This window comes from Methylobacterium sp. GXS13, from assembly GCF_001455965.1.
In the GTDB taxonomy this organism is placed as follows: domain Bacteria; phylum Pseudomonadota; class Alphaproteobacteria; order Rhizobiales; family Beijerinckiaceae; genus Methylobacterium.
This window is the reverse complement of the sequence record NZ_LKKO01000020.1, coordinates 1-20477: the sequence shown is the minus strand read 5'-3', so window position 1 is coordinate 20477 and position 20477 is coordinate 1. Positions and strand designations below refer to the sequence as shown.

Sequence of the window (20477 nt, the reverse complement as noted above, 5' to 3'; positions counted from 1 at the left end):
CCCTCGGGCCGACGGCGCGTTGGCGCGGGCAGTTCGGGAGTGTCGCAGCGATGTCGGATCACGAGACCTATATCCGCGAGGCAGTCGCGCTGGCCGAGGCGAATGTGCAGGCCGGCGGCTCCCCCTACGGTGCGGTCATCGTGCGCGACGGCGCCGTGCTGGTCCGAGCGGCCAACACGGTCCATGCCACCAACGACCCGAGCGCGCATGCCGAAATGGTGGCGCTGCGAGAGGCCAGCCAGATGCTGGAGCGGCGCGACCTCTCCGATTGCGTGATGTATGCGAGCGGGCGCCCCTGCCCGATGTGTCACGCCGCGATGCGGCTCGCGGGCTTTCGCGAGGGGTACTTCGCCTACTCGGCCGAGGAGGCTGAAGAACACGGCGCGGGCAGCGCAACCATCTATGCGGAACTGTGCCGTCCCCTGGAGGAGCAGCCGATGCGCCTCAGGCAGATCCGGCCCGCTGGCGAGGCACCCTACGCCGCGTGGGAAGCGCGCCGGAAGACTTGAAAAGCGGCGGTCGCTTCACTCGACGATGCCGGAACGGCTCAGTGGGTCCAGGGTGCCGTACGGTTGAACTTGAAGTTGTCCGAGTAGGACAAACCCTTGCGGAACACCGGTTTGGCCGGCTGTTCGACCCGATAGGCGATGCCCTCGCGCTTGGCGTAAGCCACCGCCTCCTCCTCCGTGTCGAATTCCAGACGCACCTGCTGCATCATGTCAGCCGATCCGTTCCAGCCCATCAACGGATCGATCTCGCGCGGGCTGGTCTGGTCGAACTCCAGGATCCACTGCTTGGTGCGAGCCAGGCCCGACTGCGTGGCGTCCCGGGATGGACGGAAGATGCGAGCACTCGGCATCTGAACTCGACAAGCTCCTGATCGAATGGTCGGGGCGATAGGATTCGAACCTACGACCCCCTGGTCCCAAACCAGGTGCGCTACCAGACTGCGCCACACCCCGACTGCCCGTTACGGCACGTAAGCCCTAGCGTTTCGGGGGGGCTGACGCAACGGGGCAGCCGGCACTAGCTGACCCGCCAGGCCGATTAACCGCATCGGGCAAGGGCCGATCGGCAAACGCGTCGATCACTTGTCAGACAATTCTACTGCGACTAAGCTCTTCCTTGGGACGGCGAGGGCTGATTCTCGCACCGACGAACCGGCTGCATGTCCATTGGGGGGCGGTGGAGGTGCGGCTCGGAAACAGGCGGTGGGGGATCTTGGTCCTCGTCGCGCCCGCGAGGTCGCGCTGCGGGTTTCTTGTCTTAAACCGCAAGCGCCCAAGCTAGCGTTTGCGCGGCGACCAAGCCTTCGGCAACGTGGTAGCCTTTCCTCCTCTGGCATCTCTTCGGCGATTCTGTATCGCGGGCGCCGCGCGCCGAATTGCGCGCCGATGGGGGAGATCAGATCCGTGTGGATACCGAGCACCCGCTATCCGGATCCGGCCATCGAGATCCTCGATGCGTCCTTCGCCCGCTATCGGGTGTTCAGCGCGGCGGTCGAGCGTCTGGCGACCGGCTGCCGCTGGTGCGAGGGCCCGGTCTGGTTCGGAGATGGGCGCTATCTCCTATGGAGCGACATCCCCAACAACCGGATCCTGCGCTGGGACGAGGAAAGCGGTGCGGTCGGCGTATTCCGCAAGCCGTCGGGTTTTGCCAACGGCAACACCCGCGACCGGCAGGGGCGGCTCGTCACCTGCGAGCATGGCGGCCGCCGAGTCGTGCGGACCGAATATGACGGGGCCATCACGGTGTTGGCGGAGGCGTTCGAGGGCAAGCGCCTCAATTCGCCGAACGATGTCGTCACCGCCCGCGACGGCTCGGTCTGGTTCACCGACCCGACCTTCGGCATCGCCGGGTTCTACGAGGGTGAGCGGGCCGAGTCGGAGCTGCCGCAGAACGTCTACCGGGTGGACGCCGAGACCGGCGCGCTCGCGGTGGTCGCGCACGACATTGCCGGTCCGAACGGCCTGTGCTTCTCACCCGACGAATCGAAGCTCTACCTTGTCGAGTCCCGCGGGCTGCCGACCCGGCGCATCGTCGCGTTCGACGTGGTCGGCGGCCGTACCCTAGGCGACCGCCGGGTTCTGATCGATGCCGGGCCGGGCACCCCGGATGGGATCCGCTGCGATACCGACGGCAATCTGTGGTGCGGCTGGGGTATGGGCGACGACGCGCTGGACGGCGTGATGGTGTTCAACCCGGACGGCCGCCTGATCGGCCGCATCCGCCTGCCGGAACGCTGCGCCAATCTCTGCTTCGGCGGTCGGCACCGGAACCGTCTGTTCATGGCGGCGAGCCAGTCGCTCTACGCCCTCTACGTGGACGTTCAGGGCTGCGCCGGCGGGTGAGGCCGCGATGGATCGGCTGGCCCGGGCCATGCTTGACCGAGGCGCGTCGCGGGCCCACCTCCCCAGAACAGGGGCTCGGGGCCTCCGCCGGATCGTGCATCCACGAGGCGGCGCGCGAGCTTTGTTTTGGCATCATCTTTTCCGAAAGCCGGCATCGCCGCCAGGGTGATGCGTCAACAGGACACAATCCGATGATCGATCTGTACTATTGGCCGACGCCGAACGGCCACAAGATCACGATGTTACTCGAAGAGACCGGCGTTCCGTACCGGATCAAGCCGGTCAACATCGGCAAAGGCGAACAATTCAACCCGGATTTTCTCAAGATCGCGCCGAACAATCGCATGCCGGCGATCGTCGATGATGAGCCGGCCGATGGTGGCGCGCCGGTTTCTCTGTTCGAATCGGGCGCGATCCTGTTGTATCTCGCCGAGAAGACCGGGCGCTTCATCGCGCGTGATCTGCGCGGTCGGGCCGAGGTCCTGCAATGGCTGTTCTGGCAGATGGGCGGATTGGGGCCGATGCTCGGCCAGAACCATCACTTCTCGCAATACGCCCCCGAGAAGATCGACTACGCGATCAAGCGCTACGTCAACGAGACCAACCGGCTCTACGGCGTGCTCGACCGGCGCTTAGCCGACCGCCCCTACATCGCGGGTTCCGAGTACTCGATCGCCGACATAGCCAGCTACCCGTGGATCGTGCCGTGGGAGAAGCAGGGCCAGAACCTCGACGAGCACCCCCATCTCAAGCGCTGGTTCACCGCCATCGCGGAGCGGCCCGCCACCAAGGCGGCCTATGCCCGGGCGCCCGAGGTCAATCCCGACCACGGCAAGACCATGAGCGAGGACGCCAAGAAGGTCATGTTCGGCCAGACCGCCGCGACCACCCAGCGCTGATCCGTCCATGACCGGCACGCAGACCGCCCTCCCCCTGCGGGTGATCCACAGGGGCTGGAACACCTTCGGCATCGCCACGCTCACCCAGCCCGACGGCAGCACGGTGCCGCGGGCCCTGGAGGACCACGGCGAGGCGGCATGCGTGCTGCCCTACGATCCCGGGCGCCGGGTCGCCCTGCTGGTCCGGCAGAACCGGGTCGGGCCCGCCTTCTGGGGCGAGCCCGCTTCCCTCGACGAGGCGCCCGCGGGTGGCCTCGACGGCGGCGAGCCGGAAGAGACCGCGATCCGTGAGGCGATGGAGGAGGCGGGCCTGCGGCTTGAGCGGCTCGAGCCCGTGACCCACGCCTACAGTATGCCGAGCGTCTCCTCCGAGCGGCTCTGGCTCTACCTCGCGCCCTATGCCGAAACCGACCGGGTCGGCCCCGGCGCGGGCCTCGCCGGCGAGGGCGAGCAGGTCGCGGTGCTGGAGCTGCCCCTGTCCGTCCTGGCAGAACAGGCGCGTTCCGGCCGCCTGGTCGACCTCAAGACCCTGGTGCTGGTCCAGGCGCTGATGCTGCGCCGCCCGGATTTGTTCGCCGCATGATTCAACCCGACGCTTCGATCGACGCCGTTTTGGCCGAGATGCTGGCCTTCACCGAGGCGGCCGCCCTGCTGGCCCTCACGATGCGCGCATCCGGGCTCGACATGACCAACAAGGGACCGGATCTCGGGCAGGCGCTCACCGAGGCCGATCTCGCGGTCAGCCGTCTGCTGCACGCCCGCTTCGGGCCCGATCTGATCGAGGAGGAGACCGCCGGCGATCTGGGCCACGCGGCCGCGAAAGCGATGCTCGCCCGGGATGCCTGGACCTTCGTGGGCGACCCGATCGACGGCACGCGGCCCTTCGCGGGCGGCCTGTCGGGCTGGGGTGTCATGGTAGCGGCGTGCCGCGCCGGCTGGCCCCGGGCAGGCGTGATGAACCTACCGGCCTGGAACGAGGACCGGTCCGGCCCCGCCCGCATCGAACCCGCGGACGCGGCCCGGGGTATCCTATTCGCGGCCTATGAAGGCCGGGCGTTCTGGGCGCCGACCCGGGGCGGCCGCCGGACGGAGGCCCTGCGCGCGCTGAAACCCTCCACCAGCCGCACGGGCCATGTCGGCTGGCTCGCCGTCGCGGCGCAGCGCTTCACCCTGGATTATGCGCGGGCCTGGTTCCCCTGGAGCGAGGGCGGATCGATCTCGGACGCCGCGCTCCTGGCCACCGGGCGGCTCGACGCGACGGTCGTCAACAGCATGCTCTGGGACCTGGCGCCGATCCTGCCGCTTTTCGAGGCGCTGGGCTTTCGCCTCTACCACTGGCCGGACCTCGCCGCCCCACCGACCGCCTTCATCGATCTGTTCGATGCGGAGCTGTCGGCCCACGACGACCTGTGGATGGTCTGCCGCGGCCGCGACCAGGCAGCCGATCTGGCGAAAGCGATCCGCAAGGCCTAGCGGCCTGCCCGACGCTTGAAAAACCCTGGTTTCAAAAGGTCTTCGACTTTTTGCGGGTGCAGGGCCGAGCCCTGCAACATCGGGGCTCGGCCCTGATAACCCGCCGAAGGGCATGCCCTTCGGAAACCCGTTCCTTACGGCGCTGACGCCTCGGCCCCGCCATGAGCCATGATCGCGTCGAGGAGCCCGGGGAAGCGCGCGTCGACATCCTCCCGGCGCAGCGAGATCAGGCAGCGCATCCCCTCCGGCCGGGTGCGCGTCACGCCGGCCTCCCGTAGGATCTTGAGATGGTGCGTCATGGTCGAGCGCGGCACGCTCTCGGCCAGGAGATCGCCCGATGCGCGCTCACCGTCCTTCAGCAGATCCAATACCACCGCCAGGCGAGTCGGATCGCTCAGGGCGAACAGGATCCGGTGCAGGGTCAGCTCGGAAACGTCCGGATGGAAGAACTTGCGAGGGCTCATGACGCCGTTTATGTACGATTTTCGTCGTACATCGTAAAGAGGCGGCGAGACATGAGACGAATCGCGGTTCTGGCGCTCGGGATGTTCGCCCTGGGCTTGGATGCGTATGTGGTCGCGGGGCTGCTGCCGGGGATCGGCGCCGCGTTCCAGGTCGAGCCCGGCGAGGCCGGGCAGGCGGTCACGGTCTTCACCCTGGCCTACGCGCTGGCGGCCCCGGTCTGTGCCACCCTGCGGGCCGGCAAGCCGGTGCGGCGGATCCTCGGGCTGGCGCTCGCGGTCTTCACCATCGCGAACATGCTGAGCGCCCTCGCCACCGGCCTGTTGGGGCTGCTCCTGGCCCGGGCGCTCGAAGCCGTCGCGGCCGGTCTGTACGCGCCGGTAGCGATCGCGTCCGCGGCCACTCTGGTGGAGCCGGGCCGCAAGGGCCGCGCCCTTGCGCTGACCCTCGGGGGCATGAGCACCGGGACGGTCATCGGCGTGCCGGCCGGGCTGCGGATCGCCGAACGGCTCGGCTGGCAGAGCGCCCTCTGGATGGTGACACTTCTGGGCGCCGTCGCCACGGTCGCCATCCTGGTCCGCCTGCCCGACATCGAGGTTGCGGAGCCGCCCTCGTGGCGGGCCCGGATCGCCCTGCTGACCGACACGTCGGTGGTTGCGACGGTGGCGGTGACCTTCCTCACCGCCATCGCCAGCTTGGGGCTCTACACCTACCTGGCCCCACTCCTCGACCGGGTCGGGCTCGGCAACGCCGCGGCCTCCTATTTCTGGGCCTGGGGCATCGGCGGGATGGTGGGCAGCTTTTCGGTCGGCCCGGTGATCGACCGGACGCGCGATCCCCGCCGGGTGATGGCCGTGATCCTGGCCGCGCTGACGCTGGCGCTCGCATTGCTCCCTGGCCTGCTCGGCACCCCGCTCCTCGGCTACCTGCCGCTACTGGTCTGGGGGGCGATGGGCTGGGCCTCGCAGGCGCCGCAGCAGCATGCCCTGCTGCACCTTCAGCCCGATCACGGCAGCGTCGCCGTCGCGCTGAACAGCTCGGCGAACTATTTGGGCGGCGCGGCCGGTGCGGCGCTCGGCGGCGTGGTGGTCACGCTGGCGGGAATCTCCGCCCTGCCGATCACCGCCGCCGCTGTGGCGGCTGCGGGCCTCGCGCTGCAGGTGGCGATCCTCGCTCGCGTCAGGCGCATCGCTGTGGGCTGAGGGTCCAGAACGCACGACTCACACGAAAATGGCGGCGCACCGTCATCCGGCGCACCGCCCCGCTCGCAACCAAGCCGCTCAGTTCAAGGCCACGTTGGCCGGCCGGCGCTCGGCGCCGACCGTGACGTCGCCGATCATCAGGCCCATCGGGCCCAGCCGAACCGGCACCGTCTCGCCGTCATGGATCTTGCCCGAGAGCACCAACTCGGCCAGCGGATCCTGGACGTTCTTCTGGATCACCCGCTTGAGCGGCCGCGCGCCGTAGGCCGGGTCGTAGCCCTTGTCGGCGAGCCAGATCTTGGCTTCCTCGTCGAGGTCGAGGGTGATCTTGCGATCCTCCAGGAGCTTCGCCAGGCGGCCGAGCTGGATCTCGACGATCGCCCCCATCTCCGACCGCGCCAGGCGGTGGAACAGGATGATCTCGTCGACCCGGTTCAGGAATTCCGGCCGGAAGTGGCTCCGCACCACGCTCATCACCTCGTCGCGGACCGCATCGGTGTCCTCACCCGCGGGCTGGTTCACCAGGTACTCGGACCCGAGATTCGAGGTCATGATCAGCAGCGTGTTGCGGAAATCGACCGTCCGCCCCTGCCCGTCCGTAAGCCGGCCGTCATCGAGCACCTGCAGCAGGACGTTGAACACGTCCGGATGCGCCTTCTCGACCTCGTCGAACAGCACGACCTGATAGGGCCGGCGCCGCACCGCCTCGGTCAGCGCGCCGCCCTCCTCGTAGCCGACATAGCCCGGAGGCGCGCCGATCAGCCGGGCGACCGCGTGCTTCTCCATGTATTCCGACATGTCGATGCGCACGAGCGCCGTGTCGTCGTCGAACAGGAAGCCGGCCAGCGCCTTTGTCAGCTCGGTCTTGCCGACGCCCGTGGGGCCGAGGAACATGAACGAGCCGATCGGCCGGTTCGGGTCCTGCAGCCCGGCCCGGGCGCGCCGGACCGCCCTGGAGATCGCCTCCACCGCCTCGCGCTGGCCGACGACGCGCTTGGCGAGCGCGTCCTCCATGGCGAGCAGCTTCTCGCGCTCGCCCTCCAGCATCTTGTCCACCGGCACGCCGGTCCAGCGGGAGACCACCCCGGCGATGTGGGCGGGCGTGACCGCCTCCTCCATCATGCCGTCGCGACCGCTCTCGGCGTTGCCGTCCGACTGGGCCTCGATCTCGGCGAGCTGCTTCTCCAGGCCCGGGATCACCCCGTAAGCGAGTTCGCCCGCGCGCTGGTACTGGCCCTGGCGCTGCGCCGCGGCCAGCTCGTTGCGGGCCTCGTCGAGCTTCTTCTTGAGGCCGGCTGCCGTGCCGAGCTTGTCCTTCTCGGACTTCCACCGGGCGGTGATCGACGCAGAGCGCTCCTCCAGGTCGGCCAGTTCCTTTTCCAGGCGGACCAACCGGTCGCGGGAGGCGGAATCGGTCTCCTTCTTGAGCGCCTCGGCCTCGATCTTCAGCCGCACGATCTCGCGGTCGACCGAATCGAGTTCCTCGGGCTTCGAATCGACCTGCATGCGCAGGCGCGAACCGGCCTCGTCCATGAGGTCGATCGCCTTGTCGGGCAGGAACCGGTCGGTGATGTAGCGGTTCGACAGCGTCGCCGCCGCCACCAGGGCCGAATCCTGGATACGCACGCCGTGATGCTGCTCGTACTTCTCCTTGAGGCCGCGCAGGATCGAGACCGTGTCCTCCACGGTCGGCTCCGACACGAAGACCGGCTGGAACCGGCGGGCGAGCGCGGCGTCCTTCTCGACGTGCTTGCGGTACTCGTCCAGCGTGGTCGCGCCAACGCAGTGCAGCTCGCCGCGAGCCAGCGCGGGCTTGAGCAGGTTCGAGGCGTCCATCGCCCCGTCCGCCTTCCCGGCGCCGACCAGCGTGTGCATCTCGTCGATGAACAGGATGATGCCGCCTTCGGCCGCGGTGACCTCGGAGAGCACGCCCTTGAGCCGCTCCTCGAACTCGCCGCGATACTTAGCGCCGGCGATCAGCGCGCCCATGTCGAGCGCCAGCAGGCTCTTGTCCCGCAGGCTCTCGGGGACGTCGCCGTTGACGATGCGCAGGGCCAGCCCCTCGACGATCGCGGTCTTGCCGACGCCGGGCTCGCCGATCAGGACGGGGTTGTTCTTGGTGCGCCGGGACAGGACCTGGATGGTCCGCCGGATCTCCTCGTCGCGGCCGATCACCGGGTCGAGCTTGCCGTCCCGGGCGGCGGCGCTGAGGTCGCGGGCGTATTTCTTGAGCGCGTCGTAGGCGTTCTCGGCCGAGGCGTTGTCGGCGGTGCGGCCCTTGCGGAGCGCGTTGATCGCCCCGTTCAGCGACGCGGGCGTGACGCCCGCCGCCTGCAGGGCGCGGCCGGCCTCGGATTCCTTCTCCACCGCCAGGGCGAGGAGCAGCCGCTCCACCGTGACGTAGGAATCGCCGGCCTTCTTCGCCGCCTGCTCGGCGGTGTCGAACAGGCGCATCAACTCGCGGGTCGCCTGCGGGGCCGACGCGTTACCGGACACCTTCGGCTGCTTGGCCAGCCACTGCTCGGTCTGCGCCAGAGCGACCCGCGACTGGCCGCCCGCGCGGTCGATCAGGCCGGCGCACAGGCCCTCGGGATCGTCGAGCAGCACCTTGAGCAGATGCCCCGGCTGAAGCTGCGGATGGCCCTCGCGCATGGCGAGGTTCTGAGCCGCCTGGACGAAGCCGCGGGCGCGCTCGGTGTAGAGTTCGAAATTCATGCGTGTCTCACCCTCCCGTGCCGGCATCCGCCGCCCGAGATGGCGCGGCCCTGCCGAAACGTCGCCCCCCGGCACTCTGCCGCGAGGGGCCCCGGCGCCGAAGGCCACCGGTAGACCCGATGTGGTGTTGTATTTGCGCACCACAAGGGGCTCGGGCCTTGCGCGACGCAGGTTTTCCGAGCCACCCTCCGCGTATGCAAACCGCGCTCAGAATCGCCCTCCTGGGCCTCTACCGCTACCCCGTGAAGGGCCTGAGCCCGGAGCCGCTCGACCGAGCCGAGCTGGAGACCAGCGGCTTCTTCCCGGGGGACCGTCTCTACGCCATCGAGAACGGCCCTTCGGGCTTCAATCCGGTGGCGCCGCGGCACCAGCCCAAGACCAAGTACCTGATGCTGATGCGCGACGAGGCGCTCGCCCGCCTGCGCACCCGCTACGACGATTCCTCCGCCACCCTCACGGTGGAGCATGCCGGGGAATCGCTGGCCTTCCGACTCGACACGGAGGCCGGCCTGGACGGGCTCGCCGACCTGATGCGGCGCACGCTGCCGGAAAGCCTGCGGGGCGAGCCGAAGGTGCTGGCGGCGCCACCGCAATACCGATTCACCGATTCGCCCACCGGCTACGTCTCGCTGATCAACCGGGCGAGCGTGGCGGCGGTGGAAGACTATCTCGGCGCGCCGGTCGATCCGCTGCGCTTCCGGGGCAACCTGCTGATCGAGGGGCCCGCGCCCTTTGCCGAGTTGGACATGGTCGGCCAGGTGATCGAGGCGCCGAGCGGGCTGCGGCTCAAGATCACCAAGCGCACGGTGCGCTGCGCCGCCACCAACGTCGATCCGGTGAGCGGCGTGCGCGACCACGACATCCCCTGGACCCTCGACGCGCGACTCGGCCACCGCGACCTCGGGGTTTACGCCGAAGTGATTGCCGGTGGAGCGCTCGCGGTGGGCGATACGCTCCGCGTGGTGGGGTAGGCGCGGCCCTCAGAGCCGTGACACGTAGGCCGCGAGATCTTGGATGTCGGCTTCGCTCAGGCCCTGCGCGACCTCATTCATGGCGGGGTCGTAGCCCGGCCGGTCGTTCGACTTGTAGGCCATAAGCGCCCGAGCGAGGTATTCCTCCCGCTGGGCCCGGATTCGGGGAATCGCATCCCGGCCGGCCAGATCGGCGCCATGACAGGAATTGCACTGGTGCTTTGAAACCAGCGCCTGTGCGCGCGTCACCAGGGCCGGGTCTGCGGCCGGCCCCGACCACGCGGGCGGCGGCAGGGTTGCGACGGCATCGGCATAGGCGCGCAGGTCGTCGTCGGAGAAGCCGGCGGCGACGTCGTTCATCGGGGGCGCTATGCGCTGCTTCTCCCGGAACTGGAACAGCTGCGTCACGACGTAATCCGCCTGCTGGCCGCCCAGGGAAGGTACGCCCTCCGTCTCCGAGGCTCCACCCCCGTGGCAGGCGACGCAGGGGGCGAGACGCTCCTGCATCGCCGCATCGGGCGCAGCCAGCGCCGCACCCGCCAGCGGGACACCGAGGACGGACGCAAGCCCCCGGATCAGCCCCATCCTCACCCCAAGGCGCATCACTGACCGTAGCTGACGCGGTAGATCGCGCCATTATAGTCGTCCGAGACGAGCAGAGACCCGTCCTTAGCAACCAGCACGTCCACCGGTCGGCCGGCGTACTTATTCTCCTGAAGGAAGCCGGTCAGGAACGGCTCCACGGATGCAACCTTGCCGTCCGGGCCTGGCCGCGCCACCACCACGTCGCCGCCGAGCTTGGTCGTTCGATTCCAGGAGCCGTGCCGAGCGATGAACATGGCATCCCTGTAGCCTTCCGGGAACTGAGCGCCGGTGTAGAACCGCATGCCGAGCGACGCCGTATGCGGCCCGAGCAGGGCCGCCGGCGCCGTGAATTCCGTGCAGGAATGGCCCCAGCCGTATTCCGGATCCGTGAATGTGCCCTGGTGGCAGAACGGGTAGCCGAAATGCTGCTTGCCCGGCTCCGTCAGCACGTTCAGCTCGTCGTTCGGGATGTCCTCCGAGACCCAGTCGCGGCCATTATCGGTGAACCAGAGTTGCTTGGTCTTCGGGTTCCAGTCGAAGCCCACCGTGTTGCGCACCCCGCGGGCGATCACCTCGGCGTTCTTGCCATCGAGATCGATGCGTCGGATCTGGGCGTGCGTGTCCGGGGGCATCACGATGTTGCCGGGCGCGCCGATCGGGACATAGAGCTTGTTGTCCGGCCCGATGGCGATGAACTTCCAGCCATGGGCCTCGTCCTTGGGCAGGTCGTCGTAGACGAGGCTCGGCTTCTCGGATCCGTCGAGGTGCTTGGCGATGTCGTCGTAGCGCCAGATCTTCGAGAGCTCGGCCACGTAGAGCGCGCCGTCGTGGAACGCGACGCCGTTCGGCCGGTGCAGGCCGGACGCAATGGTCTTGACCTCGCGCTTTCCGTCCGAGCCGGCCTGCGGCAGAACGGCGTAGACCTTGCCGACGGTGCGCGTGCCGACGAACAGCGTCCCGTCCGGCGCCTGAGTCATCGAGCGGGCATTGGCGAGGCCGCTGGCATAGACCTCGACCTTGAAGCCCTCCGGCACCTTCAGCTTGTCGAGCGGCAGCTTGGCGGCAGCTGTCGCCAAGGGCGGCCCCGCGACGGGCGCGAGCTTGGCGGCGTCCCCGCCTTCGGGGCGTCCGTAGAGGGCCGAGCCGCGGTCGATCTGCACGCTGGCCGGCGGCGCGGAGCTGGCCTTCGTCTCCTGCGCACGCGACAGGCCTGGGGCCAGGGTCCCGAGACCCAAGCAGGCGAGCGCGGCGGCGAATCCACGGTTTCGAGTCGGCCTGCTGGCTGGCGTCATGATATCTCCCGATACAGCCGGGATTTTGGATCGCCCGGTCCGGTCTGCACGCGTTATTCAACGTTGAGCCGCAGGACGCGAGTCCATGGACAACCCTGGCGCGACAGCGGAGTGCTGTCGTCACCCACGCGGGCGCATCAGCGGATCACCGACCGCCTGTTTGCCAGAGATGGCGTCGCGCCCCGGCCGTTGACACGCATGGCCTGCTCCACACGCGAAAACCTTGCGTTTTGGCGGGTGATCTCCGACAACGCGCGCGTCCGGAACGCTTGAGCTTGACCGGGGGCTGCGGCCCGGCGGGGGGCGACGTTCCGATCCGGTTCGAGGACACGTATCGATGATCGATTACGCGCAGGCGCGGCGGATGATGGTCGACTGCCAGTTGCGAACCTTCGACGTGAACGACAACGCGGTTCTCGACGCGTTCGACACGGTGCCGCGCGAGACCTTCGTGCCGAAGGGCCGTGAGCCGTTCGCCTATATCGATCAGACCCTGCAACTTGATGGTGCGAACGGTGGGAGCCGCTGCCTGCCGGCCCCCATGGTGCTGGCCCGCCTGGTCCAGGCCCTGAAGATCCGGCCCGACGCCAAGGCTCTCGATGTCGGCACCGGTACCGGCTACGCCGCAGCCGTGATGGCGAATCTCGGGGCGCAGGTGACGGCGCTGGAATCGGTGCCAGACCTCGCCGAGAAGGCCCGCGCCAAGCTCGGTTCCTCGATCCAGGTGATCGAGGGCCCCCTTCAGGCGGGGGCCCCCGAGCAGGGGCCGTTCGACGTGATCCTGATCAACGGCCGCGTTGAGGTCCGGCCGCAGGCACTGCTGGAGCAGCTCAAGGATGACGGCCGCCTCGCCTGCGTGTTCGGCCCGCATCGCAACGCGAAGGCGACTTTGTTCGTCCGCGCCGGAAACGCGTTCGGGGCCCGCCCGTTGTTCGACGCCTCGCTCCCAATCCTCGACGCCTTCGCGACAGAGGTCGGGTTTGCGTTCTAGGTTAGATGATAGCTGTTTGAGAGAGCGAACCTCAAACCCACGGCATGAATGCGGGGTAAAGGGTGGGGCTGGCAATATTTCGGAGCAACATGATTTATACGGTAGCAACGTTCGCTGCATATAGATACACTAACGTTTGCGCTTCTGTTCGCGGTGGATTACAACGGCAAGGCAGCAGGTTTCTGATCGTCAGCTTGTGGTGCACAATGGTAACGCCGATAGACCTCCTCGCTCCGGTAAAGAGTCCCGCATGGGTTCAGCCTCGCAAACATCCGGCCTATCTAAAGAGGGTAAGCCGCGCGTCAGGGGCAACCGTAGCAATTTGTCCGGACCTTGCGGCAACTAGTCGGCAGGCCTCCAGGTATTGACTTGCAGAAAAAATTATCAAATTGTTCTGACGTGCGTCATGTCTCTAGAACCCGACTTAAAAATCCAAAATGATCTTAAATGAACAAAAGTAATCATTATACAGATCTCATTTTAAGGATGACGTATGCCCCCGCCGGATGAACTTCCATCAAGCGCTATCGAATATAATTTAAGCGGCGCAGGTGCGCTATGGCGCAGGATTTATCGCTTCGTATCATTTGCGAGACTCCGAGCGGGCAATACGGAATTCGTTTCTGTCTCCCCAGAACAATACTTAGTACTGGATAGGCTGTCGAAAAGTAAGTTACACTCGATTTTTGATATTAATTCTGCTGACGGTCAATTTATTAACGCCTGTGTTGATCGGTTTTCGACCGCGAAAATACATTCCTTTGAAACCGATCCAATCGCTTGTAAATGGCTTGAGCGCGCCTTTCCGGCGAGTAAGGTTTCAATTCATCGACTTGGGTTATCCAGTAAGCCTGGACTGCGTGTGATCGAGTATATTGCAAATGTTCGAGAAACGTCGACCCTGATACATGGCAGTCCAGTCAAAAATGGTAAACCTGAGAAAATCATAATTGAAGAAGTTGTGGGTGACGATTTCTGTAAAAAACACAATTTGGTGGCAATAGACTTGTTAAACGTGAATCTTGATGCTCATACCGATCGCGCACTGAAAGGATTTAGTCAAAAACTTTCCGCGGGCAGTCTTGCTGTAATAATGTTAAATTGCCAATTAAGAGACGAGCAAGATTACTTGAACCTTCGTCTTGTGTCAGACACATTGGCAAGTTTCTTGTTTCGCATAGGCAAGGTAACCAAGAAGGGCTTTAACTTTGATAGGCCGTTTGATTCTATTGATCCAACAACGGTTGGTCACAGCTTCGTAGCAATACATCAATCAAAAAAAGAATTCACAAGCGTTATGACCTGAGGTTGTTTTCTTCGATAACAGCCAGTGGGTAAGAAATGTTTGTGCATGAACCGCTCTTCTCTTGCCCCTGATAGCACGACACTCACATTGGCCCTTGAATATCGAATATTTGTCGCGCTCTAGCGTTTGGAGGGCTCCACCGAAACTTACAGATGCATTCGAGACTGGCCGCCAATTCCTAAAATTTATACAATTCGGGTGCAGCCTCTTGAGCTCATCGCAGCGACAAAAACGCTGGGATCAGACGGGACTTAAGTAGTAAAATAATTTCCGCACACATCTAATATTTTGGTTCCGACAAAATGAAAATGAATGTCTAATTTGGCCTCAAAATTCGATGGTGGTTGACTGTCGTGCCGGTTCTCCCGCCCATCGTCGACGCATTCGCCGATGCCGGCTATGCCGCCGACGAACTGGCGACCGCTACGATCATGGCTGCCGCGATCGTGCGCAAGCCACCCGATCAGGTTGGCTTCGCCGAGCATTCATACCGGCAAGTTGTCGACCGGGTCTTCGCCTGAATCAGCCGCATCCGACGCCTCCGGAGTGGCTCGAAGACCGCGCTCGCCTTTGTCAAAACCTTCCTCTGGACCGCAGCCCGCATGATCCTCGTCAGGCGCCTTGCCCGGAGGCCCACCTCCTCGAATGGCCTCTGGGTTGACGGGATCGCATGGGGTTGGATCATCTCGCTTGCAGGTCTGCCGATGAGCGACGCTGCTCCATCGATGTCTTGGTACAGCGCACAGAAGCTTGCCCCACGCTTCGGCTGCCGTGTCGACTGGATCGAGGCGCTCACCCAGCGCTATCACTAGCCACTGGTGCACAATGAGAACGGCGGCTGAGTTGGGGTGATCTGGCCCCCGCATAAAATGCGGTGAGCGGTACGCTGTTGCTGCAAACGGTGGCCTGCACTGAACTCGTATTGTCGGTGGCCTCGGTGATCGCGACCGCCCGATCGACCGTCCGGGATCAGATCGCTTTCCTCGAGTTGGGTGAGCGGGAGGGTTCTCAGGACTCTTCCCCGGTGGGCGCCGGCGCGCGGCTTCGAACCCCGTCATCGCAGCCGCTTTATGCTAGTGTGAGAGGCCCCCATCCTCCGAGGGACACCATGCGCTTACACCTCGCCGCGGCCGCACTTGGCCTTCTCGCTCTGTCAAACGACCGAGTCCTAGCCCAGACGACGGACTCCCTCGCGCCCCTTACGGCACCTGCGGCGCCAGCGGAGGTGCCGGACGCCAGCATCAAAGCCAAGATCCAGGCGACGGAGAAGGCGCGCGACAACCTGATGCAACGGTTCGAGGCCGAGAGCGCGAAGAAGGGCAGTTGAGACACGAAGCGCGATGCTCAGCTCCATGCCCTCAGCAACACTGTGTGCTCGGGGTGTGGTGGAGGCACACCGTCATCTGCGCCGCCGCGGCGGAGCCCGCCGAAGCGGTCCGCACCTAAGCGCGAGCGTGCAGCCCCGGACGAGCCAGCCAAGGTAGATGATCTTTACTGATCGCCCCGGTCGCAGTGTGCTGTTGGTGAGACAACGCGTTCATGCCGCAGGGCAGCGCAGGCTGGCTGACGGCACGGGTGGGGGGCGTGAAACGCCGTTGGACGCGCGGCGATGCGGCAAGGCCGCCACGCTGGCGGTAGATAAGCGGCGGCCGTACACGGAGCGACCGGCTCGGCCGCGTCTCAGGATCGACGGGCGCGTACGATCACGGCTAGTCAGAACCGTCTGTCGTGGCATCTCGGGGGGCGTCTCTTCGGCGATAGCGGCCCACCTCCAGGTTCGGGCGCAAGCGGCGCGTTCCTTGGCGCTTTTCCGGGCGTCACGCCCGGAAAGCTGGCGGCCAACCAGATCCAGCAGGCTGCCAGGAATTGGCCGACCTCGACGAGCCGCGCCAAATGGAAGACGTCGCCGCCACGGTCGAACTCACGGTAGTCCCACACGCCCTACAGGTGAGTGCCGTCGCCTTCATCCCATCCCCGCAGACGCGCTTCCTGGCACGCCTCACCGTGAGCGTACATGAGGGGGGCGTGCCCAGTAGCGTTCCGGCCGCCTCGGACGCAGTGCTGTGGCTTGCGGCGCCGGTCCTGCTGTACCCGCCTGAAGACACGCGGGGGACTTTTTCGGCGCCGCGGCCACAGTATGGCTGCAGCGTGTCGTCGCCAGCAGCCGCGCCGCTCGCGCTGGTGCCGTCCGAGCGCCTATCGCGAACGGGTGGTACATGCCGTTGCTCGACGTCGGACGGCAACTCCGCCCTCTGGGCCCGGCGCTGGCTGCCGGGGCGCGACCTCGTGGTGGTCGGCGACAGCGGCTTCTCGGCCTTGCTGTTCCGCCACGCGATGCGCCGTGCCCGCGTCTCGGCGATCACTCGCCTGCGGCTCGAGGCGGCGCTCTACGATCCAGTCTCGCCGCGGCCGCCCGATACGATCGGGCGCCCGCGGACTACAAGGCTCGCGGTTGCCTACGCTCGCGGCGACTCTGGCGGCCAAGGACACGCGCGCTGGCACGCGGTCGTGGTGCCGAGCTGGTACGGGGCGGGCATGCGCACGAGCGAGATCGCCTCGGACACCGCGGTGTGGCGGCACGGCGGCCTGCCCGTCGTGCCGATCCGCTCTCGTGCTCATCCGCGCTTCCGCGGCGCGCTTCCCGCCCCAGGTCCTACTCTGCACCGATCCGACGCGTGAGCCCGCGCAGAAACTGGGACGGTTCGTACGGTACTGGACCGTCGAGGTCACTGTCCAGGAAGTGCCCGCCCATCTCGGCGTCGAACACAGCGGCAGTGGTCCGACATGGCGATTGCCCGCACCAAACCCTGCCCGCTCGCCCTGTTCTCGATCGTCGCGCTGCCGGCCGCACGGCTCCCGGTCCGTCAACGGCGCCGCGCCGCCGCCGCATGGTACCCCAAACCGCGTCAGAGTTTCGCCGATGCCTTGACCGCCGTGCGCTCTGCAGCTTGGCGCGAGCGGACGTTGGCGACATCATCACGCCCACACGCTCGAACAAAACCTCGCTTTCGCTTGCCCGCAACCTTGGCCTATGCCCTCCGCCACGCCGCAGGAATGCCGAAGTCGAGCTTAGCTTTCCACGAGGAACCACGGTCCCGCCCACGTGTCTCCCATGCTTCCAAGCGTTGACCTATCAGCCCCGCCGGCATCCGCCACGCGGGATTTCTTATGTTTAAACGTCACTGTCCGAACGACCAAACGCCTAGCTGGATTTATTCGTCACACTAAATCCGGGGACCCATGCCATGCTGAAGGACACTTACATCGACTTTCACGAGAAGCCGGACTGCACCGTGCATAGCGGCTGGAACATCGCCGACGCCGACGGGGCGATGATCGGCGGAACGCATCGCTACGAGGATCGGGCTAGCGGCATCCGAGCGCTGATGGCGCTGTCCTGACGCCGAACATCGAATCGATCAGCAAGACCGCCCATACATTCGCCACGGCGGGCTTTTCTTGGGCCGCGGTCTGGCTAGGCGGCTGCCGGGATCGAGTTTGCTCGCCCCTGGAGGACCGGATCTGAGCTCGCTCGCCCGGTTCGCCGGCGCGAGCTTTTTCGTGCGCAATGATGGTCACCGGGGTTGCAGACCCTCAAGCTGGTCGAGCGCTACGTCTGCGCCGGATGATAGCGACAGTTGCAGCCGCCAGAAACAAACTCAATACACAATTGACCTCCGAAGAAGATGCTCCTCCAAAGTTGTTTTCGCCACCACCTGAGCTGAAACTTGAGCCAGAGTAGCCGGAGCTGCCGCTCGCGGCGCTATATGAGACTGTATTGATCGGCTTGGCGCTGGAGGCAGCATCGGATAGAGTAGGGTGCGCAGCAGCTGGTTGGGCGACGGTGCTCGAAGCCGAAGAAGCTTCCGGAAGCATTCCGCTCTAGGTTGCAGCTGCGGTATCGCCACCACTTCCAGCAGTTGAACTACATGAACAGCGTCCGGTAGCTGTATGATAGCATGTTTCTACGTAATTCACGATGAAAGCCCAAGCTGTCTTGCATCTAAACCTACAATCATCATGCAGTATTGCAAATCAAGCGGCTAATTTTGGTTAACCTCAGCAGGATACAGGATATACGTTAATCGAGGCATGATATCGTCGGCGAATGAAAGGATGCATGCGTCCACAAAGCTCGAACTTGTGGATGCGAGAGAAGGCAGCCTCAAGCCGTGACGGTTTTCGGTTGGCGCCCGCACAGCGTACTAATGTGCCGCCCCTCACCCTGCATCGCGAGCTGCGTTGCGTATGGGTTCGACCGTTGGTGCGACTGGACGCTCACCCGCCCCTTAAGCCGATCGCGGCGGGGCCGAGCCGTCTCTGCCTATCTCACTACTCCCTTGCTGTGGGCCAATGCTGCCTCAAGACGCGATGAATCGATGCGCCTGACGATGACCCCATGCTTAGAGCTGCCGTCGAAATTGGCGAAGTAGAAACGGCCAGCAGTGTCCCTAGCATTGAACCCGGTGTGGACGTGCAGATGCTTTAGGGCCGGATCCAAATCAGCAATCGCACAAAGACGCTGCGTCTGGCCGGTCTCGAAATCGAACTTGTAAAGCGCCGTGTCCACGCTCAGTTGTGGTGAAGTGCTGGTGCCGACGTAAACGCTCATGCCGCCTCGTTTAACTGCAAAGAGCCAGAACTCGACACCGCCCCAACCCGCTGTCTTACCTGTTTCCACTTGGCCCAAGTACGCCCACGTATGGGCGTCCTGATCAAAACGGTAGACATGGCCGCGGTCGTCTGCGAAGACGCATCGCTTGCCCCCATCCATGCACTGGCCAGTCTCCAAAGCCAGGCCGTCCTTCAACAACCAGTCCTTCTCCTCGCCGAAGCCGGTCTCAGGGTCGTAGTAGTGAACATGGTCGTGCACCCCGGGCTCATCCCAGTTGCTCGCCGTGAAATAGAGGCGGTCGCGCCCATCCACCCACATCACCCGCCCAGTGTAGACGTAGGGCTGCCCATAGGAGGTTGGGCGACCAAGATCCTGGGTACGCCCACTCGCATCGTCGTAGCGATAGATCGTGCCGGTTGGTACGCCCGCGCCGTATATGACGTTGTGGATCGGGTCTGAGGCGAGGGACACGAGGTTGCCGTGAGGCACGGCGCCACCGCGGGGCTCGGATGCACTCAGATATGTGAAGCTCTCAAGCGCGGGATCATAGGCGTACCAGTGGAAGCCACGGCGTTCGAGGTAGCCTGCGTCGAGGTCCGATCGATCCATGGTTGCGACGTAGATCTTACCGTTGTGCCACAGTGGTCGTGTGTGAAACTTCTGCGCCGTCTCTCCGGGTAGCCAGTTATGAGCAGCCTCCGAAGCAGAGCGCGCATCACCGACGTATCGGAGAGTACCTGCCTGAGCATCAATGCGATATAGAGCTGCGTTCGTCGCGTGGTCCATGCCGGCGACGTAGACGCTGCCATCCGGCACGGAGCCGGTAGCGTGCCAGCTCTGGGTCGGGTGCAAACCATTCGATGTGTCCGGGAGCCGCCAGAGCTGCGTGCCGTCGAGAGTTCGAGCCTACCCGGCCCCGATCTTTTTAGGCTGTGAAGTCTGCTGGTCGGCAGCTTGGCCTGTGGAGGGCAAAGCCAAGAGGGCGAGCGTCGCACCAAACCAAATGAGCTGACGCAGCATGGGGTATCCGTCCTCGAGTACCGACGCACTTTGCGCCTGCTGCGCTTTTGTCCTGTGTCAGCAAGCCAACACCCGCTCGCACGCCCCGTTCCTTGTGCGCCCGGGTGAATGCCCCCGCATCCTGCCGTTTGGGGGGACGAGCCGCACCGCCTCGCTTGGACGGCGGAGAAGTTGTTTGGCATCCATGCCGAGCACGGCGCGCTGCCGGCGGAGTAGTCCGGGGCGCCAATGATTTCCGGCCACCAAGCGCAGGGCGTCGAGCCTCATTAGGTAATGTTCGAGCGTGAGCGGTCCCGCCGGGATGTGTCTGCCCAGGAATGGGGCTTCGATCTGCGAGTTCGCGGCGAAGGGCGGCTAGGTCTCCCACGGCTCGCCCGTACCGATCTCGGCGTGCAGGACGGCAATCCCGGCGCTGGCGATCATCAGTAGCGCATGTGCTGGTCTCATCGGTCGCGTGGAAGGGACTTCCTTAGAATGCGTTCGAGAAGCAGGGTGATCGGGCGAGGCGTCTGACGAGGATCATGACGGCTGCGGCGTAGAGGAAGGCTCTGGCGGAGGCGAGGGTCGCTTCCGCATCTCTCCAGAGGCGCCGGTT

17 protein-coding genes, 1 tRNA gene and 1 pseudogene are annotated in these 20477 nt (G+C 65.3%); 12 read left to right on the top strand and 7 right to left on the bottom strand.

Annotation, left to right across the window (positions count from 1 at the left end):
* The first annotated feature begins 50 nt into the window (after nucleotides 1-50).
* Entirely contained in the window at nucleotides 51-509 is a 459-nt protein-coding gene (locus tag AO398_RS06205) for a nucleoside deaminase (RefSeq protein ID WP_058191157.1), read from the top strand.
* A gap of 38 nt (nucleotides 510-547) precedes the next feature.
* Here AO398_RS06205 and AO398_RS06200 read toward each other — a convergent pair whose 3' ends face one another.
* Complete coding sequence (locus tag AO398_RS06200) at nucleotides 548-859, bottom strand: ETC complex I subunit (RefSeq protein WP_058191156.1); 312 nt, start codon at nucleotides 857-859, stop codon at nucleotides 548-550.
* Nucleotides 860-885: 26 nt separating this feature from the next.
* Nucleotides 886-962, bottom strand: a tRNA-Pro gene (locus AO398_RS06195).
* Between the two features lie 432 nt (nucleotides 963-1394).
* Here AO398_RS06195 and AO398_RS06190 point away from each other — a divergent pair.
* From AO398_RS06190 to AO398_RS06175, 4 genes are all read left to right on the top strand, one after another.
* Nucleotides 1395-2351, top strand: a complete 957-nt coding sequence (locus AO398_RS06190; RefSeq protein WP_058191155.1) for an SMP-30/gluconolactonase/LRE family protein — start codon at nucleotides 1395-1397, stop codon at nucleotides 2349-2351.
* A 191-nt stretch (nucleotides 2352-2542) separates the two neighbouring features.
* Nucleotides 2543-3250 (top strand): glutathione binding-like protein, encoded by a 708-nt coding sequence (locus AO398_RS06185; protein ID WP_058191154.1) that lies wholly within the window; start codon nucleotides 2543-2545, stop codon nucleotides 3248-3250.
* 7 nt (nucleotides 3251-3257) lie between these two features.
* Nucleotides 3258-3833, top strand: a complete 576-nt coding sequence (locus tag AO398_RS06180; RefSeq protein ID WP_058191153.1) for an NUDIX hydrolase — start codon at nucleotides 3258-3260, stop codon at nucleotides 3831-3833.
* Nucleotides 3830-4723: an inositol monophosphatase family protein gene (locus tag AO398_RS06175; RefSeq protein WP_058191152.1), complete on the top strand. Its 894-nt coding sequence runs from the start codon at nucleotides 3830-3832 to the stop codon at nucleotides 4721-4723. Before AO398_RS06180 ends, AO398_RS06175 begins: the two co-directional genes overlap by 4 nt.
* 134 nt (nucleotides 4724-4857) lie before the next feature.
* On the opposite strand, the gene AO398_RS06170 is transcribed toward AO398_RS06175, so the two are convergent.
* Nucleotides 4858-5187, bottom strand: a complete 330-nt coding sequence (locus AO398_RS06170) for a helix-turn-helix domain-containing protein (protein ID WP_058191151.1) — start codon at nucleotides 5185-5187, stop codon at nucleotides 4858-4860.
* A 51-nt stretch (nucleotides 5188-5238) separates the two neighbouring features.
* On the opposite strand from AO398_RS06170, the gene AO398_RS06165 reads away from it, so the two are divergent.
* Nucleotides 5239-6387, top strand: a complete 1149-nt coding sequence (locus AO398_RS06165) for an MFS transporter (RefSeq protein WP_058191150.1) — start codon at nucleotides 5239-5241, stop codon at nucleotides 6385-6387.
* Nucleotides 6388-6465: 78 nt separating this feature from the next.
* Here the strand turns inward: AO398_RS06165 and clpB are convergent, their stop codons facing one another.
* The gene (gene clpB, locus AO398_RS06160) at nucleotides 6466-9102 is read right to left on the bottom strand and encodes an ATP-dependent chaperone ClpB (protein ID WP_058191149.1); all 2637 of its coding nucleotides are present in this window, start codon (nucleotides 9100-9102) and stop codon (nucleotides 6466-6468) included.
* A 194-nt stretch (nucleotides 9103-9296) separates the two neighbouring features.
* On the opposite strand from clpB, the gene AO398_RS06155 reads away from it, so the two are divergent.
* Nucleotides 9297-10073 (top strand): MOSC domain-containing protein, encoded by a 777-nt coding sequence (locus AO398_RS06155; protein WP_058191148.1) that lies wholly within the window; start codon nucleotides 9297-9299, stop codon nucleotides 10071-10073.
* Between the two features lie 9 nt (nucleotides 10074-10082).
* Here the strand turns inward: AO398_RS06155 and AO398_RS06150 are convergent, their stop codons facing one another.
* Together AO398_RS06150 and AO398_RS06145 are read right to left on the bottom strand one after the other, a co-directional pair.
* Nucleotides 10083-10676, bottom strand: a complete 594-nt coding sequence (locus AO398_RS06150) for a c-type cytochrome (protein ID WP_058191147.1) — start codon at nucleotides 10674-10676, stop codon at nucleotides 10083-10085.
* Nucleotides 10676-11950: a PQQ-dependent sugar dehydrogenase gene (locus AO398_RS06145; RefSeq protein WP_201025718.1), complete on the bottom strand. Its 1275-nt coding sequence runs from the start codon at nucleotides 11948-11950 to the stop codon at nucleotides 10676-10678. The genes AO398_RS06150 and AO398_RS06145 overlap by 1 nt, the downstream gene beginning before the upstream one ends.
* A gap of 337 nt (nucleotides 11951-12287) precedes the next feature.
* Between AO398_RS06145 and AO398_RS06140 the strand changes: the two genes are divergently transcribed.
* From AO398_RS06140 to AO398_RS28765, 5 genes and pseudogenes are all read left to right on the top strand, one after another.
* Nucleotides 12288-12941, top strand: a complete 654-nt coding sequence (locus tag AO398_RS06140) for a protein-L-isoaspartate O-methyltransferase (RefSeq protein ID WP_058191146.1) — start codon at nucleotides 12288-12290, stop codon at nucleotides 12939-12941.
* A gap of 493 nt (nucleotides 12942-13434) precedes the next feature.
* Nucleotides 13435-14247 carry a hypothetical protein gene (locus AO398_RS28135; protein WP_152997431.1) on the top strand — a complete coding sequence of 271 codons (813 nt, stop codon included), beginning with the start codon at nucleotides 13435-13437 and terminating at the stop codon, nucleotides 14245-14247.
* A 380-nt stretch (nucleotides 14248-14627) separates the two neighbouring features.
* Nucleotides 14628-14876, top strand: a pseudogene (locus tag AO398_RS29300) (IS5/IS1182 family transposase); the annotation flags it as partial.
* Nucleotides 14877-16140: 1264 nt separating this feature from the next.
* The gene (locus AO398_RS29295; protein ID WP_244498680.1) at nucleotides 16141-16926 is read left to right on the top strand and encodes a hypothetical protein; all 786 of its coding nucleotides are present in this window, start codon (nucleotides 16141-16143) and stop codon (nucleotides 16924-16926) included.
* 566 nt (nucleotides 16927-17492) lie between these two features.
* Nucleotides 17493-17648: a hypothetical protein gene (locus AO398_RS28765; RefSeq protein ID WP_160329311.1), complete on the top strand. Its 156-nt coding sequence runs from the start codon at nucleotides 17493-17495 to the stop codon at nucleotides 17646-17648.
* Nucleotides 17649-18571: 923 nt separating this feature from the next.
* On the opposite strand, the gene AO398_RS06125 is transcribed toward AO398_RS28765, so the two are convergent.
* On the bottom strand, nucleotides 18572-19648 hold the full coding sequence (locus AO398_RS06125; RefSeq protein ID WP_152997430.1) for a hypothetical protein: 1077 nt from the start codon (nucleotides 19646-19648) through the stop codon (nucleotides 18572-18574).
* Nucleotides 19649-20477: the final 829 nt, after the last annotated feature.